Source organism: Winogradskya humida (assembly GCF_016862215.1).
Taxonomy (GTDB): Bacteria; Actinomycetota; Actinomycetes; order Mycobacteriales; family Micromonosporaceae; genus Actinoplanes; species Actinoplanes humidus.
The window spans coordinates 62,029-78,000 of the sequence record NZ_BOMN01000017.1 but is presented as its reverse complement, the minus strand read 5'-3'; the positions used below and the strand labels follow the sequence as shown (position 1 = coordinate 78,000).

Annotated in this window: 11 protein-coding genes; 6 read left to right on the top strand and 5 right to left on the bottom strand. The window is 69.5% G+C overall.

The features are described from left to right. Window positions 1-107: 107 nt before the first annotated feature. Together pgm and Ahu01nite_RS06995 are read left to right on the top strand one after the other, a co-directional pair. A complete protein-coding gene (gene pgm, locus Ahu01nite_RS07000) occupies window positions 108-1,751 on the top strand; it encodes a phosphoglucomutase (alpha-D-glucose-1,6-bisphosphate-dependent) (RefSeq protein WP_203835581.1) in 1,644 nt (547 codons plus the stop codon). 74 nt (window positions 1,752-1,825) lie between these two features. After that, complete coding sequence (locus Ahu01nite_RS06995) at window positions 1,826-4,159, top strand: putative bifunctional diguanylate cyclase/phosphodiesterase (RefSeq protein ID WP_203835580.1); 2,334 nt, start codon at window positions 1,826-1,828, stop codon at window positions 4,157-4,159. Here Ahu01nite_RS06995 and Ahu01nite_RS06990 read toward each other — a convergent pair. Next, on the bottom strand, window positions 4,126-4,899 hold the full coding sequence (locus Ahu01nite_RS06990; protein ID WP_203835579.1) for an isocitrate lyase/PEP mutase family protein: 774 nt from the start codon (window positions 4,897-4,899) through the stop codon (window positions 4,126-4,128). The genes Ahu01nite_RS06995 and Ahu01nite_RS06990 overlap by 34 nt on opposite strands. A gap of 66 nt (window positions 4,900-4,965) precedes the next feature. Then, window positions 4,966-5,760, bottom strand: a complete 795-nt coding sequence (locus Ahu01nite_RS06985) for a hypothetical protein (RefSeq protein ID WP_203835578.1) — start codon at window positions 5,758-5,760, stop codon at window positions 4,966-4,968. Window positions 5,761-5,861: 101 nt separating this feature from the next. Between Ahu01nite_RS06985 and Ahu01nite_RS06980 the strand changes: the two genes are divergently transcribed. Continuing rightward, on the top strand, window positions 5,862-6,362 hold the full coding sequence (locus Ahu01nite_RS06980; protein ID WP_203835577.1) for a hypothetical protein: 501 nt from the start codon (window positions 5,862-5,864) through the stop codon (window positions 6,360-6,362). A 3-nt stretch (window positions 6,363-6,365) separates the two neighbouring features. Here Ahu01nite_RS06980 and Ahu01nite_RS06975 read toward each other — a convergent pair whose 3' ends face one another. Continuing rightward, entirely contained in the window at window positions 6,366-7,139 is a 774-nt protein-coding gene (locus Ahu01nite_RS06975; protein WP_203835576.1) for an SDR family NAD(P)-dependent oxidoreductase, read from the bottom strand. A gap of 60 nt (window positions 7,140-7,199) precedes the next feature. On the opposite strand from Ahu01nite_RS06975, the gene Ahu01nite_RS06970 reads away from it, so the two are divergent. The 3 genes from Ahu01nite_RS06970 to Ahu01nite_RS06960 all read left to right on the top strand — a co-directional run bounded on the left by Ahu01nite_RS06970 (window position 7,200) and on the right by Ahu01nite_RS06960 (window position 13,902). Continuing rightward, window positions 7,200-7,727, top strand: coding sequence for a TetR/AcrR family transcriptional regulator (locus Ahu01nite_RS06970; protein ID WP_203835575.1), 528 nt, complete (start codon window positions 7,200-7,202; stop codon window positions 7,725-7,727). A 299-nt stretch (window positions 7,728-8,026) separates the two neighbouring features. Next, complete coding sequence (locus tag Ahu01nite_RS06965; RefSeq protein WP_203835574.1) at window positions 8,027-8,470, top strand: hypothetical protein; 444 nt, start codon at window positions 8,027-8,029, stop codon at window positions 8,468-8,470. A gap of 71 nt (window positions 8,471-8,541) precedes the next feature. Next, the gene (locus Ahu01nite_RS06960) at window positions 8,542-13,902 is read left to right on the top strand and encodes an NACHT domain-containing protein (protein WP_203835573.1); all 5,361 of its coding nucleotides are present in this window, start codon (window positions 8,542-8,544) and stop codon (window positions 13,900-13,902) included. Here the strand turns inward: Ahu01nite_RS06960 and Ahu01nite_RS06955 are convergent. Together Ahu01nite_RS06955 and gnd are read right to left on the bottom strand one after the other, a co-directional pair. Continuing rightward, window positions 13,899-14,366, bottom strand: coding sequence for a hypothetical protein (locus Ahu01nite_RS06955; protein ID WP_203835572.1), 468 nt, complete (start codon window positions 14,364-14,366; stop codon window positions 13,899-13,901). The two genes, Ahu01nite_RS06960 and Ahu01nite_RS06955, sit on opposite strands and share 4 nt — an antisense overlap. 69 nt (window positions 14,367-14,435) lie before the next feature. Beyond that, window positions 14,436-15,869, bottom strand: a complete 1,434-nt coding sequence (gene gnd, locus Ahu01nite_RS06950; protein WP_203835571.1) for an NADP-dependent phosphogluconate dehydrogenase — start codon at window positions 15,867-15,869, stop codon at window positions 14,436-14,438. Window positions 15,870-15,972 lie beyond the last annotated feature (103 nt).

Sequence of the window (15,972 nt, the reverse complement as noted above, 5' to 3'; positions counted from 1 at the left end):
CCCCGGTAAAGGTTCAATCCGTGCGTGGCGGCTTACCGATCGCGGTGCACGGGTACGGGCGAGGATACGATCCCGGGCAGTTCCACGCACCCTCCAGGAGGACCTCGATGTCCGTGAACCCACGCGCCGGCACTCCCGCCGAGCCCCGCGACCTTATCGACGTTCCCCGGGTCGTCCTCAGCTACTACACCGGGCATCCCGACCCCTCGGTCACCGCGCAGCGGGTCGCCTTCGGCACCTCCGGGCACCGCGGCTCCAGCCTGCGCACCGCGTTCAACGAGGACCACATCCTCGCGACCAGCCAGGCGATCGTGGAGTACCGCAAGGCCCAGGGCACCGACGGCCCGCTGTTCATCGGCCGCGACACGCACGCGCTCAGCGAGCCGGCGACGATCTCCGCGCTGGAGGTCTTCGCCGCGAACGACGTGAAGGTGCTGATCGACAGCCGGGACGGCTACACCCCGACCCCCGCCGTGTCGCACGCGATCCTGACCTACAACAAGGGCCGCACCTCGGGGCTCGCCGACGGCGTGGTCGTCACGCCCTCGCACAACCCGCCCGACGACGGCGGCTTCAAGTACAACCCGCCGAACGGCGGCCCGGCGGACACCGACGCCACCAAGTGGGTCCAGGACCGCGCCAACCAGATCATCGCGGGCGGCCTCAAGGAGGTACGCCGGGTGAGCGCGGACCGCGCCCGCAGGTCGGACCTGGTCACGGGGTACGACTTCCTCGCAGGCTACGTCGACGACCTGGGCTCGGTCATCGACATGGAGGCCATCCGCGCGGCGGGTGTCCGGATCGGCGCCGACCCGCTGGGTGGGGCCTCGGTGGCGTACTGGGGCGAGATCGGCTCCCGCTACGGCCTCGACCTGACCGTGGTCAACCCGGACGTCGATCCCACGTTCGGGTTCATGACGCTGGACTGGGACGGCAAGATCCGGATGGACTGCTCGTCGCCGTACGCGATGGCCAGCCTGATCGCGCAGAAGGACCGGTTCCAGCTCGCCACCGGCAACGACGCCGACGCGGACCGGCACGGCATCGTGACCCCCGACGCCGGGCTGATGAACCCCAACCACTATCTGGCCGTCGCGATCGACTATCTCTTCCGCGTACGCACCGACTGGCCGGCAAGCGCAGCGATCGGCAAGACCCTCGTCTCCTCGTCGATGATCGACCGCGTGGCCGCCGACCTGGGCCGCCGCCTCGACGAGGTGCCGGTGGGCTTCAAGTGGTTCGTGCCGGGCCTGCTCGACGGCTCGGTCGGCTTCGGTGGCGAGGAGAGCGCCGGCGGCTCGTTCCTGCGCCGCGACGGCAGCCCGTGGAGCACCGACAAGGACGGCATCCTGCTCGACCTGCTCGCCTCCGAGATCCTCGCGACCACGGGACGGACCCCCAGCCAGCACTACGGGGACCTGACGGAGAAGTTCGGCTCCCCGGCGTACGCCCGGATCGACGCCCCCGCGACCCCCGACGAGAAGGCCGTGCTCGGCAAGCTGTCCCCGTCCGCGGTCAGCGCCAAGGAGCTCGACGGTGAGCCGATCACCGCCGTGCTCACCACCGCCCCGGGTAACGGCGCCTCGATCGGCGGTCTGAAGGTGACCACGGAATCGGGCTGGTTCGCCGCCCGCCCGTCCGGCACCGAGGACGTCTACAAGATCTACGCCGAGTCGTTCAAGGGCCCGGAAGCGCTCGCCCGGATCCAGGAGGAAGCGAAGGCGGTGGTCAGCGCGGCGCTCAAGGGGTGACGGTTCGCTCAGCTTTGTGACGTTTCGGCCGACTGGTATTAGCCAGGACCGAGACGGACGGAGCTGTACGCCCCATGACCGCACCAGCCACGCGGGCACACCGCCGCCGGGCACCGGAGCAACCCCGTCCAGGGGTGTTGCCGCTGCTGACGGCGGTGCTCGCGGTGGCGGGGGTGCTGGTGTGGCTGCTGATGGGTGCCCCGGGGCCGATGCGTATCGGGTACGCCGGTGGCCCCGTCGCCCTGGCCGCGGGGTTCTTCGCGTGCTGGAAGATCGGCACGATGATCGTGGTGGCGCGCCCGGTCCGGGGCTTCTGGCGGATGGTGTCCCGTTCGGCGCTCTGTGTCGGCATCGGTGCCGCCGTCAGCTTCGCGATCGCCAACAACGACCCCGGCCTGTCACCGTTCGTCGCCGCGCCGCAGTTCCTCGGCGTGGTCTTCTTCGTCCTGTCGTTCATGCTGCTGCCCCGCGAGCACCGGTCGGCGCTGGCCTGGGCGCAGGTCACCCTCGACCACCTGACCGTGGCGGTCGCCGGCGGCCTGATCTTCTGGTACGTCGTCCTCGACCTCGCCGGGCCGGCCACCGACGACGTCACCCAGCACGGCGCCGCGCTCGTCGGGGTCGGCGGCCTGATCGCCCTCGTGGTGATCGGACGGGCCGCCATGAGCCCCGCCAGCGTGGTCGACCCGGTGGCCCTGCGCATTTTGGCGATCACCCCGCTGGCCGCCATCGGGGTGGCCGTCCTGCTGATCGCGGGCGGTGAGACGGGACGGCTGTGGATGTCGGTGCTGGCCGGGCCGATCGTGGGGCTGTCGATGTGCGTGGGCGCGTACCGTCAGCACCTGCTCATCGTCCGTCCCCGGCCCGCCGCCGCGGCAACCCGCGGGGGCCGCCTCTACAACGCGCTCCCGCAGCTGGCGGTCGTAGCCACCGCGGCCCTGGTCATCTTCGTCTCCGCCCGCCAGCTCGGCTGGGACCAGCGGATCGTCATTATCGGCGCGGTGCTGATCGCCGCGTTCGTCGTGGCCCGCCAGCTGCTCGGGCTGCGCGCCAACGACCAGCTCCTCGCCGGGATCCGCCGCCAGCAGGCCGAGCTGACCCACACCGCGCTGCACGACCCGCTCACCGGGCTGGCGAACCGCTCCCGGTTCGGCACCGCCCTGGCCGAACGCCTCGACGCCCACCACCCGGCGGCCGTGCTGCTCGTCGACATCGACGACTTCAAGATGGTCAACGACACCATGGGTCACGCGGTCGGCGACCAGCTGCTCTACGAGGTCGCCCAGCGGCTGCGCCACCACAGCGCGGTCACCCACCTGCCCGCCCGCCTCGGCGGCGACGAGTTCGCGGTCCTGCTCGACGGCGACGACCCGGCCCCCGCCGAAGCGGCCGCCGCCACGATCCTCGCCGCCCTCGCCGTGCCGTTCATGGTCGGCGAGCACCAGCTGCTCGCCAACGCCAGCATCGGCGTCGCCCTGGCCGGCCCCGGCGACAGCGCCGACGAGGTGCTGCGCAACGCCGACATCGCGATGTACGCCGCGAAGGCCTCCGGAAAAGCGTCCTGGACCCGCTTCGAGCCCCGGATGCGCCAGGACGTCGTCAACCACGCCCGGCTCGGCAGCGAACTGCACAACGCCCTCATCCGCCACGAGCTGTACCTCGCGTACCAGCCGGTCTTCGACATCACCACGGGCCGGATGTCGGGCGCGGAGGCCCTGGTCCGCTGGCACCACCCGACCCGCGGCTTCGTCTCACCCGGCGACTTCATCCCGGTCGCCGAACGCTCCGGGCTGATCGTCCCGCTCGGCTCCTGGGTGTTGCGCGAGGCCTGCATGCAACTCGCCGCCTGGCACGCGCAGTACGGCGATCTCGCGATCCGCTCGATCAACGTCAACGTGGCCGCGCGGCAGCTGCGCGAGACCAGTTTTGTCGACGAGGTCGCCGCCGTCCTCGCCGAGAACGGGCTGCTCCCCGTGAACCTGGTCATCGAGGTGACGGAGTCCTCGGTCGTCGACGGGCGGCACCGCGACACCCTGCAGGCGTTGCACGACATGGGCGTACGCCTCGCCCTCGACGACTTCGGCACCGGAGCGTCGAGTCTCAGCCTGCTGCGCGCCTTCCCGGTCGACGTCCTGAAGCTCGACAAGTCCTTCGTCGACGGCATCTGCGACGGCGAGGACCGCGGCCGGCTGGCGGTCGCGGCCGCGGTGGCGCAGCTCGCGGAATACCTCAACCTCTACGCGGTCGCCGAGGGCATCGAGACGCAGGCGCAGATGGAACGGCTCCGCGCGATGGGCTACCGGCTCGGCCAGGGCTACTACATGGCCAAGCCGCTGCCCCCGGGCGACATGGCCGCCCTCATGGTCGAGAACGCTCAGCGCGCCCCGAAGGCGCTCTCCACCTCCTGAGCGGTCAGTGCGCGGTTCCGGAACGTCGTGGTGCCGCTTTCGAGCAGTTCAAGGGCGGCATCACGAAGCGCACCGTACGCCGCCCAGGCCAGCGCCCCGCCGGTGGAGACCCGCCGCACGCCGAGTTCCGCGAGCTCGGGCACGGGCGGCGCACCCGGCACCGCGAGAACGTTGACCGCTGCGTCGGTTGCCGCCACGACGCGGGCGATGTCGGCGGGATCGCGCAGGCCGGGGGCGTACACGACATCGGCGCCGGCCTCTCGGTAAGCCCGCAGCCGGTCGATCGTGTCGTCAAGATCGCCGTGACCGTACAGGTGGTTCTCCGCGCGGGCGGTCAGCACGAGACCGCTGCCCGCCGCGGCAGCAACCCGCTCCGCTGCCACCTCGACCGGATCGATCTCGCCGGAGACAGGGTCGTAGTCCTCGATCGACAACCCGGCGGCGCCCGCGCCGGCGAGCAGCCGCACCGTCTCGGCGACGTCGTCGAAGCACCGCTCCGCGTCGACGCTGACGGGCACCGAGACCGCGGCCGTGAGCGCGGCAACGTGTGCAATGAGCTCGTCCCGCATCACCTGCTGATCCCGCTTGCCGAGGCTCGCGGCCAGCCCCGACGACGTGGTCGCCACCGCCGCGAACCCGAGGCTCTCCAGCAACCGCGCCGACCCTGCATCCCACGCGTTGGGCAGCACAAACGTCCCCGCCACGTGCAACTCCCGGAACGTCCCCCGAACGTCAGTCATTCCCTCATTCTGCCCCGCGACAAGCCGGCCGCGGACGCCGCGCGCCGCCGCCCGCTGCCGGCCGCGCTAGCGTCTCGCGCCGAGCATCCGTTCGGCCCGATCGCGCTTGTCCTCGTCACCCGAAGCTCGCGCCGACGCGAGCAGCCGTTGCCGTACCTCCCTCGGCAGTTTGCCTATGTCGCGGGTCTGATTCGGCCTGGTCTTGAAGCCGCACAGGTGCCGCACCGCCCCCGAGTGCATCCGGGCGTCACCGGGATGAGCCTGCAGCGCCCGGATCAGATGAGCGACCGGCATGGCGGCCAGAATCGGCTCCGGCGTGGCCTCATGAGCGGGGAAATCGGTGCATCTCCCGGTGCCGGAGCCGTGCCATGCGAGGACCACCGCGGCGCGCTCGACCGGGTCCGGGTAGGCCGCGGTCAGCCGCTCGGCCAGCGAGCCGTGGGTCCCGTGCAGAGCGGGGGGCGCCGCGGCCCGCCAATCGTCGAGTGCGCGCCGGCTCTCCTCGGCCGCCCGTTGCCGCCGCGCCGGCCCGTCGGCGCCCTGCGCGGCCAGCCAGCGTTCGATCAGCGTCCGGTCGGCGAGCGTTGCCTGCCCGCCCCAGCCCTGCCAGTCCAGCGAGGTCCCGTCGTGCAGGGCGACGTGGGCGATCGAGCGTCCGCCGGCGTCCGAGAACCCCAGCCTGAACTCGCCGTGGCACATGCACACGAAGTCGGTGAAGGACCCCACGGCAAGAGCCTCGCGCAGCGTACGCAGAACCTCGCGATCGCGGGTCCTGACCACCTCCTCGCCATCGAAGTTGTCCGTCACCCGGACCTCGACGGCCGAGCGCAGCACCTCGTCGAGGGCATCCAGCGTTGTCACCCGCCCCATTCTGCCCCGCCCCGCACGCGTCACCGCGTCCATGATCGATCCGTTGCCCAGGGAGGCGTGCCGCGCGGCACGGTGACAGGAGTTCTCCCTTCTTGAGACATCGCAGAACGGTTCCGGCCCGGCGCCGCGGCGTGGCGGCGACGGTGGCGGGCGCCTCGGTCTTCGCCATCCTGCTGGCGGGGCACTACTGGCAGTCGCGGGCCGCTGAGCCACCCGTGACGGTGCCCTCCCTGCCCGCCGCGACGCCGTCGCCGTCCGCGTCCGCACCGGACGGCCCGCTGCGGGTGCTGGCCCCGGCAGGCGTACGCGTCGGGCTCCAGCCCGCGGTCCGGTTGTCGAGGCAGGCGTCGGACGATCAGACGCTGGTCGTGCTGATCCGCGCGACGGGCGCGGAGTGGTACGTGACCCCCTGCTACCCCGACCCGGCCGGCCGGACCAGCACCTGCCCCGGCGCGATGTTCGGCCGCACAGCGCGGGAGAGCGGCTCGTGGGAGCTCAAAGCGTTGCTGCTCAGCGGCCGGATGAGCGATCAGGGCGGCATCCGCGGCCTGAAGGTCGTGCAGCGGTCGGCGGTCCACAGCTACCGGCGGTAGGTGTCATGAGGCCATTGCGCGGGCGCCGAGGGTGATGCGGGTGCGGCGGGGGACTAGGCCGATGACCCGGCTCTGGAAGCGGGTGGTGCGGCCGGAGACCACGCTCGGCGGCCGGCGGGAACCCTCGAGCGCGCGGAACGCGGTGTCCACCACCTGCTGCGGGGTCTCGAAGTTGCCGCTCTCCGGAGCGTCGGCGACGCGGTGGAAGTCGCTTGTGGTCGGCCCGGGGGAGACGGCGAGCACGGTCACCCCGGTTTTGCGCAGCTCGTGCCAGATGGCCTCGGTGAAGCTGAGCACGAACGCCTTCGTCGCCCCGTAGACAGCCATACCCGACATCGGAAGGTACGCCGTGATGCTCGCGATGTTCACCACCGCACCCCGCCCCGACTCGACCAGCTCCGGCAGGAACAACCGGGTCAGCTCGACCAGCGACACGACGTTGAGCTGCATCTCCGCGCCGATCCGCTCGGGCGCCAGCCCCGCGAAGTCGCCGTAACTCCCGGACCCGGCATTGTTGACCAGCGTGTCGATCCGCAGCCCCCGCGCCCGCACCTGCTCGGCGAGCCGCTGCGCCCCGCCCGCCACGCCCAGATCCGCCACGATCGGAATCGCCTCGGTCGTCCCGCCCAGCTCGGCGGCCAGCGCTTCGAGCTTGTCCTGGCTGCGGGCGACCAGCACGACCCGCGCGGCACCCCGCCGCGCGAACCGCCGGGCAAACTCCGCCCCGATCCCGCCACTCGCGCCTGTGACCAGCACAGTTGTCCCCTGAACATTCATGGTGATCTCCTAAACAGGTGTTTAATACTGAGCCGACTATACAGGTGTTAAATTGCTCCTGTGAAGACCGACGGAGACCTGCGTACCCGGCTCATCGAAGCGGCCACCGCCATGCTGACCGAGCACCACGCCCTCGCCGTGCCGTCCCTGCGCGCCGTCGCCCGCGCCTGCGGCGTGACCGCCCCGGCCATCTACTCCCACTTTGACTCGGTCGACGCTCTCATCGCCGCCGTCCTCGAAGGCGGCTTCACTGCCCTCGAAGGGGCGATGCAAGCAGCCGACGGCCTCCGAGCGGCGGCCCACGCGTACGTCCAATGGGGCCTGTCGAACCCCGGCCTCTACCAACTCCTCTTCGAGAGCGCCGACCGCCTCGGCATCGCACCGGCCACCGAGACCCTCACCAGAACCGGCGTCGCCGCAGTGCAAGCCCAACTCGGCGTCACCCCGTCCCAGGCCGCCCGCCTCCACGAACGTGTCTGGGTCTCCCTGCACGGCATCGTCTCCCTGCGCATCCACAAGGCCCACTACGCCTGGACAACCCCGGTCAGCCAGGACGTCGACGACCTGATGAACCTGTTCCTGCCCTAGGTTCTGCCCTGGCTATCCCGCAACTTTCTGCGGCGTCGGGTGTCAAGCGTGGGCCAATCGCGTCTGGCCGGAAAGCACATGTTCTTCTGTCAGACATGATTGGCCGCATTTGAGGAGCAACACCGCAGAAAATTCGCGCATCCCGGTGTCCAGCGCAACATTCAGCCTCGCGGCATGGACCGCGGCAACTCGGTCGCGGTCAATGGGTGGTGTTGGCGGGCGTCGTTACCAAGGGAAAGGGCGATCCACCCGGACCGCACCGACAAGCAACCATTGACTCAGGACACTAGGATCGCGCGATGGAGATCCTGCCCGGCATCGGCGTCGCCCTGGCGAAGATCGGCGACAGCCGCACCGTCGTGGAGTCCCGCACCGGCCCCCCGATCCACCCCGGCCGTTCGCCGCGCGCGGTCTACGAGACCGACCCGCTCCTGGTCCTGACCTACCACGCCGACGACACGGTGGAGCTCGTGGAGCTCTCCCACGGCGGCGACCAGGTCTTCTTCGACGGCATCCAGCTCACCGACCGCTTCCTCGCCGACGTGGTCGCCGACCTGACAGCCCGCGGGCACGCCGGCGAGCCGACCGACATCGGTCACCGCTTCGAACCGGGCTTCGCGATCTTCTCCACGGGCTCGATGTGGGCCGGCGACCTCGACCCCGACGCGACGGACGACGACCCCCGCGCCGTCAGCGAGGGAGTCTCGGTCGCACCCTACGACTACTTCCGCAGCCGGAAGTAAGCCACCGGACGTCGATATAAGTCCGACAACGAGGGGTACGGCCCAGCGGGCAGCGTTGGCATCATGAACCGGTGACCACAGCCGGGGCTCTGGGACTCTTTGCCATCCTTGTTGTACTCGCGGCAGTCATGGTCGGGTCGGGGCGGCTCGAGAACGCCGACCAGCTCGCCAGCGTCGCGGGCGTCTACGTAGCGCTCGTGGCGTTGTGGGTGACCGTACGCCGTAGCCTGGCCAAGGCGCCGCGGGTTCCGATCTGCGAAACCGCCTGGGGGCGCCGAAGGCTGGATCAGGACATCCTCGACCTGCTCGCCGCCACGGCGACCTCCGCAGACTTCGAGAACCAGCTGATGACGCGCGAGCGGCACCTCGGGATGTCCTTCACCTATGTCCGGCAGCGGATCGAGGCGCCCCGCAGCGAGCCGTCCCCCGACCGCCGCCGCGACGACCGCGAGCCGTTCCTGCCCCCGGACCAGCACCCCCGCGTGATCCCGGTTCGCCGCCGTCTCGAAGGCACCCTCGACGACAACCGCCACCTCTTCCTCGAAGGCGGGCCCGGCTCCGGCAAGTCCACCACGGCGCGTCAACTGGTCCTGCGACTCGCACGAGGCTGGACCCGAGCCGAGGCGCAAGCTCGCGACCTCAGTGGATCGCCGGTGCTTCCGCTGCTCGTGACAGCCCGGGCACTTGCCGGAACCGTCGGTCTGGCCTGGACGCAAGCTCTGTCGCAGGCCGTGATGGCGGACCTGGGACGGCTCCAGGGACGGCCGGTCACCCCAGCCCTGCTGGACTCCGCGCCGGAGGGAGTGCCCTGGCTGATCGTGGTGGACGGCCTCGACGAGGTGCCCGACGGTGAACGCACGACGCTTATCCGCGAACTCGCCAGCTGGACGGCGGCGGCCGACCCGCGCTATCGCCTCGTGCTGACCAGTCGTCCGCTGACCGGCGGCGCGGCGGCACTGCTCGGCACCGGGGAGGTCGGCCACTACACGCTGGTTCCGTTCGACCGGCAGATGCTGGAGAGGTTCGCCCGGCTCTGGTTCACGGCCGAGGGGGTCGTCAACCCGCACGAGCGGGCGGTACGGTTCCGCTCCGAGGCGGCAGCCTCAGGGCTGCTCGACGTGGTTGCCATCCCGCTGCTCGCCCGGATAGCCATCCAGGTCTTTCACGACGGCGACGCCCTGCCGCGGAACCGGCACGACCTCTATGAGCAGTACCTGCGCTATGTGTACCGGTTCAACCAGGACCGCAGGGCTGAGGAGTACGCGAAACTGGTCCGGACGGTCCCTGCCGCCGTGGATCTCTACGGCAGGCTGGAGGAGTTGGTCGCGCACCTGGCCGTGGAACGAGTCATCCGGCGTACGTCGCTGCGTGAGGCGGCGCGGCTCTGGCTGGCCGACCATGCAATCCCCGGCGCGGGGCTTCTCCCGCTCGGCTGGGACACCGCAGTTGCCGGCGCGCTCACCACTACCGGTCTGGTCACACCCCGGGGCGGTGACCTCGACTTCATCCACCTGACTTTCGCCGAGCACCTTGCCGCCCGCGTGCACGCCGCCGCGCTAGGGGACCGTTTCGACATCTCGCACCCGGCCTGGCGGCGCTGGTTGCACCGGGCAACGTCGGAGAACTACTCCGTGGGCCTCGCGGTGCTGACCCGATGGACCCGCGAGAACCCAGCGGGCCCGCTCCTCGACGGACTCCTCAACGGCGTCGCGGGTGCGAACACTCTGGCTACCCGGCTGGTGGCCGAGGGCAGCGATGCAACCGACGACCAGCTTCGTCAATGCCTGACAATTGTGGAACACCTGGTCCGTCACTGGCCGGAGATGGCGCCGTGGGATCTGCTGCGCCGCTTCCCCGACGCCCCGCGTGTTTCCCGCTGGATCGAGCAGATGGCGCTCGACCGATCGTGGCCGGAACCGATCCAGGTCGAGCTGTGCCGCCTGCGTGCCCACCGTGATCCCGCCGGCCGCCAACTCATGACGGCGCGACTCGTAGAACTCCTCGGCCCGGGCCATGGAGCCCAGGCACAGGCCGATGCCGCCTGTGCTCTCGCCGATGTCGCGCCGGAGCGCACGCCGGAGGTTGTTGCGACGCTCGGCGGCCTGATCACCGACCCGGCGGCGACGCCGTCGGACCGGACCACCCTGGCGTTGGGAATGCTCGAATGCGGTGAGGAGTATCGTCAACCCGCGCTTGACGTCCTCCTGACGGTAGTCGCGGATCACCACATTCGGGCGGGTGAGATCAGGCCCGCGGCCGAAGCTCTTGCCGAGGGAAGCCCCGACCATCGCCGGACGGTGGTAGCCGTGCTGGAGTCCGCGCTCGCGGACGAGACCGTCAATGATTACGACGTCATCGGATTGGCAGAAATTCTGGCCGGCCTTGACGCGCGGGGCCGCGGGTTGGCGTCCCGTTGTCTCCGTGTCTTGGCAGCAAACGCTGGTAACCACTACACGCGGGTTTCTGCGGCGGCCTCGCTCGCTCAGCTGTCGGACGTGGACCGTGTGGTGGGTGTCGAGCGGTTGCAGCATCTGGCCCGAAGCCCGGCCGTTTACCTCGATGGTCGCCTCGGTGCTATCGCAGAGCTGCGCAAGCTGGGTGGGCAATCCGCCGCGTCTGCGGTGGAAGAGATGGCTCGGATCGTGCTCGAACCCGGGCTGAGGCTCGCGGAGGCGACAGATTTGGTCACCCAGGCCGCCGAGCTGACCGATGATGAGAAATCGGTGTTGGCTTCGTCCCTGACACGGATACGCGATGAGGCCGAGCCGGGGTCGCGGGCGTGGTCCATCGCTGTCGTGGTGCTGGCTCAGGGGAGTTACGAACACAGTGTCGAGGCCGAGGTCGCGTTGACTGCCGTGGTCTCGGATCCGGCAGAGTTTTCTGATTTGATCGATGTCTGTGCACTTCTCAAAATTCTGGACAGTGATTCCGCATCCAGGTTGACCGATCATCTTTTGGAGTGGGCCCGGAACGGATTTGTCGAGGTCGGCCAGCGAGTTCGTCTGCTAAGAGCGTTGAGCGTCAACGCTCCTCAGTGCCTGGATCGAGTGGCTGATATCGCGGCCGCCATGGTATCCGTCTTTTTACTGACTGCGGACGAAGAAAACATGCTCGTGCAGTTACGTCTGGAGACTGACAGTCAATTCCGATCCGTCGTCGTGATCGATTATGACAAAATGCTCACACCGAGCTGGTACGTCCAGCTATCCCCTGTTGTCTGGCGTTCTTTGCTGATGGATCCGCGGCATCAGCACGGCATGCTGGTATCGGCGATCCGTGCCATGGCCGACGGGAATGTGCACCCGATCCGCCGAGCATGGTTGGTCGCCATGCTTCTCGGAGAGCGTGTTGCCGACCGGAACCTGATCCATCAAAGTCTGCGTGCCTTGGCGTCAGAACGAACCTCGACGGATTGGGGCAGAGTCGATGCCGCAGAACGTCTGGCAGAGGAAATTGCCGGGACCCCGGAATCAGGGATAGGCATCGCTACCACTCTGGCCAGCGATGAAACGGCGCCCGTAGGCAGCCGGGTCAACGCCGCGATCATGTGCGCACGAAAAGGTACTGATCGTCGTTCCATGATCGACCTGATACTCGGGATGGCAGCGGACCCAACCCTGGAGGCGAGCGACAGGGCGAACGCCATCGAGCGCCTAAGCGAACTTGTCCGTAGCAGCCCTGAGTTGCCAGGCGATCTGATCGTTGCCGTCGCCGACGATACCGTCGATCCGGCGGGCGCCGAAAGCGTTCTCGCACCCCTGGTCAGGTCAGCGCCCGGCCGGACCGATCTCCTTCGTGCGAATGCGCTCATGGTGTTGCGTGATTCCTCGCGGGCATATGAGCGGCGCCAGGCTGGGCTCTTGATCTCTCAGTTGGGAGCGACCGATGAGATTTATGACAGCCTCTGCGAACAATCGGACCGAGATGTCGAGTCGCTCATCGAAGCTGCGGAAACGGCCGGGTATATCCCGTCGCGTGATCCTGCACCTGTCACGAGGATCCTGTGGGATGTTGTTGAGCGGTCCGATGCGCTCCCATACCAGCGGATCAGGGCACTCGCGGCGGTGCTCGAATGTTCGCCCAGGGACCGAGGGCGGGTTGCTGCCCGGCTGAGCGGTGACGAGGGTCCGGCATTGGACCCCCTTGCCGCCGCGGAGACATTACAAGCGGCGGGACCCGTGCACGCTTCGACGGCGGCCCGGATGCTCGCCGCTGTCCTGAACGACATCGGTGAAACGTCCTCGCGTCGGTGCCGGGCGTTGAGGGCTCTGCTACGCACGGGAGGGTCGGCGCAGCGGGCGATGGCTGTCGCGACGTGGGCGAGGATTTCTCTCGATCCCGGTGCCGAGCTGAAGTTCAGGCTGTCGCTCGCTGAGGCGGTGATGTCTTTCGACCCTGCGTGGCGTGCATCCACGGTTGCCGTGTTCCGGGGGCACGGGCGAACGCCCGCCGAGCAACTCGCACTGGCTGCCGCGATGTTGAGATCGGATCCCGCCGATGCCGTCACGCGCGACCGGCTGCGGGCGTTTGCCGTCGACCGGACGCTCAGTCCCCGCCTTCGAGAAGATGCGGCTGAGGTCCTGATCATCGGCACCTCCCTCCATCGGGAGGCCCTGGCAGTCGCGTTGGAAGCGGTCCAGGCGGCGCCGATGTCTCCGGCAGAGGCGATCAGGGTTGCGAGGTGGTGGTGCCGGGCCGTTCCGGGGGAGCGGCACAAGGGCATCACTCTTCTGCGTGCGGTCGCCGGCGATCCGGACGCCGCGGCTGTGCACCGCGTGCTGGCCGTTGTCGCCCTGGTCGATGTGGGCGCACAGTCAGCGGCTGAGCGAACGCATTTGGCCGCGTTGCTGGCGAACGACGAACTGCCGGGGCATTTGCGGGGATCTGCGGGCCTCCGCTTGGCCAGCCTGCCCGGGCCTCATCGTGCGGAGGTCACCCGGCAACTGCTGCAGTTGCCGGACCCGGGTGATCGGCTCAGCGCGGCCATCGCTCTGTCGAATGCCTCCGATGAACGGAAGACGGCAGCCTTGGTGGCGCTGCGGGCGCTGGCTGGTGACCGCCGAATCAGTGCGTTCCTGCGGGTGCGGGCGGCACGCGCCCTGGTCGATCGGGGCAGTGCGGACGATCGGGTGGCCGCGGTGAAAGAGCTCAAGGCGATGACCGGCGTTCACCCGTGGGTGTGGATCGAGGCTCAGGTTGCGCTGTACTTCACGGCGACGGCGCATGAGGTGCCTGCGGTGATGTGGGAGATCGTGCGGGATGGGCGGGCTGGGGTGGGGGAGCGGTGCTGGGCGGCTGAGGCGATCGCCGGGATGGACGGCGCCGCGGCTCGGCATGCCCGTGACGCCCTTCTGGAGATTGCGGAGAGCACCAGCGATGCCCGGGTGGCCGCCCGGCTGGTGCGGTCCGCGTGCCGGATCGACAGGGCTTAAGCCGGCACCGCAGCCTCGGGGGCGGGGGCGGCGAGCAGGTGTGTGGTGCGGGCTCGCGCGCGTAGAACTCCGGCGAGGACGGCCAGGCCGCCGATGGTGCGGAGGGTTGTCACCACGATGGTGGTGTCGTGCTGGTTGAGGCCGAGGATGCCCTGGAGCAGCAGCGTTGCGAAGATGGTGGCCACGAAGACGCGGGTGAACCAGTGGCGGATGGTGGCGCCGGGCAGTTTGCGGAGCTGGCGGTTGAAGATGGCGATGGCAGCCAGGGTGCCGATCAGGGTCAGGAGCCAGATGCCGCTGAGGGCCAGGACCCAGGTGGGGACCGCCGGGGTGCCCAGCAGGCTGCCGTCGTCGAGCTGGGTCAGCTGCGCGACGCCGATGACGACTGCGAGGGTGGTGTAGGCCGTGGCGAGGGTGATCGCCAGCCAGGTGGCGGGGCGCAGGCGGGAGCGATCGGTGGTCATGGGGCTCACTTCGGCGTGGGGGAGTGACGGCGTAGTGATGGGCCGGCCCGGGAGGGCCGGCCCAGAGGACTAGGCGGAGATTTCCTTGCGGCCGTCGGCGGCCCACAGGGTGTGGAACGCGCCTTCCTTGTCGGTGCGGTGGTACGTGTGGGCGCCGAAGAAGTCCCGCTGGCCCTGGATCAGGGCGGCGGGGAGGCGCTTGGCTCGCAGGCCGTCGTAGTAGGCGAGGGCCGACGCGAAGCCGGGGGCGGGGATGCCCTGCTCGGCGGCGGTGACGACCACGCGGCGCCAGGCGTCCTGGGCACCGGCGACGGCGTCCAGGAAGTAGTCGTCGACGAGCAGGGTGGCGAGGTTCTGGTCCTTGTCGTACGCCTGCTTGATGAAGTCGAGGAACTTGGCGCGGATGATGCAGCCCGCGCGCCAGATCTTGGCCATGGCGCCCGGGTCGATCTCCCAGTCGTACTCCGCGCTGGCGGCCTGGATCTGCTGGAAGCCCTGCGCGTACGCCACGATCTTGGAGGCGAACAGCGCCTGTTCGACGTCGGCCTGCAGGTCGCCACCCACGGTGGAGGCGGTCGGCCCGGGGAGACCGGCCTTGGCGGCTGCCGATCGGACGTCCGCGCCGCCGGACAGGGCGCGGGCGAAGACGGCCTCGGCGATGCCGCTGACGGGGACGCCCAGGTCGAGGGCGGACTGGACGGTCCAGCGGCCGGTGCCCTTCTGCTCGGCCTGGTCGACGACGATGTCCACGAACGGCTTGCCGCTGTCGGGGTCGACCTGCTTGAGGACCTCGGCCGTGATCTCGATCAGGTAGGAGCCGAGCCGGCCCTCGTTCCAGCCGGTGAAGATCTCGGCGATGTCGGCCGGGGAGTGGCCACCCGCCTGGCGCAACAGGTCGTACGCCTCGGCGATGAGCTGCATGTCGGCGTACTCGATGCCGTTGTGCACCATCTTGACGAAGTGCCCGGCGCCGTCGGGGCCGACGTGGACGCAGCAGGGTTCGCCGTCGACCTTGGCGGAGATGTCCTCGAGCAGCGGGCCGAGCGCCTTGTAGGACTCCTTCGAGCCGCCGGGCATGATCGAGGGGCCGTGCAGCGCGCCCTCCTCACCGCCGGAGACGCCGGTGCCGACGAAGTGCAGGCCCTTGGCCTTGAGGGCGGCCTCGCGCCGGCGGGTGTCGGCGAAGTGGGCGTTGCCCGCGTCGATGAGCATGTCGCCCTCTTCGAGCAGCGGCGCGAACTCGTCGATGACGTCGTCGGTGGGCTTGCCGGCCTTGACCATGATGATCACGCGGCGGGGCTTCTCGAGGCTCGCCACGAAGTCCTCGGCGGTCTCGGCGGGCAGGAAGGTGCCCTCCTCGCCGAAGTTCTCGACCAGTTCCTTGGTGCGGTGGTAGCTACGGTTGTGCAAAGCGACCGTGTGGCCGTGCCGGGCGAAGTTACGAGCCAGATTGCGGCCCATCACTGCCAGGCCGGTTACGCCGATCTGTGCCTTCTGCGTCATGAACGTCCTTCCTCCACGCGAGCGTCGTCGCACGCCGTCCGTCTATTGTTACGGATTAACAACGGAGAAAGTTCGAACAGCCTTCGACCTGCACATGTACGCG